Here is a 575-nt window from a genome sequence, read left to right on the forward strand (position 1 = left end):
CAATTTCAAAGAACATGGCTCTTACGACATTGCCTTTTCCCTGGCGCGGTTCTTTTTTTACAATGGCCCCGTTTTCCCGGGCAATTTCATATGTACGATCCGTTGAATTATTATCATAAACATATATGTCCGCATCAGGCAATTCTCTCTTAAAGTCCCGGATCACCTTTGCAATCGTCAGTTCTTCGTTATAACAAGGAACCAAGACGGCTGTTTTCATTATTGCTCCTCCAAATCATTACTGATTTTATCATTCGCCATACAGTACTGAAATATTATAGCACGAGGAGAAATTTTAGTGAAAGAGTGTTTCAGGATTTTTCCAGATTTGCCGGGACCTTTTTTTCCGTTTTGTTGCCATGGTTCCGCTCATCGGGCACGCGAAAAGAACACGTTTCATTAACGTGTTTTTTTTGCGCATTTCAGGATCAAGAAAACAGAAATGCCCGCAGCACGGCTGCCCTCTCAGCTGAACTTGAATGAGAAATGTGGCTTTCCTTCACCTTTTAAGCGGCGGAAAGGATTAGCCGAACCGCCCTGAAATATAGTCTTCTGTCTGCTTCGATGCCGGACTC

The 575-nt window shown here is 43.1% G+C and carries 1 protein-coding gene; it reads right to left on the reverse strand.

What is annotated here, in order from left to right; all coding sequences use genetic code 11:
* Positions 1–220: glycosyltransferase (locus tag ACLWS4_RS37315; RefSeq protein WP_416876468.1), on the reverse strand; the 220-nt coding region annotated here is incomplete at its 3' end.
* Between the last annotated feature and the right edge of the window lie 355 nt (positions 221–575).

The sequence above is a fragment of the Kitasatospora sp. SC0581 genome (genome assembly GCF_048159585.1).
Taxonomy (GTDB): domain Bacteria; phylum Actinomycetota; class Actinomycetes; order Streptomycetales; family Streptomycetaceae; genus Kitasatospora.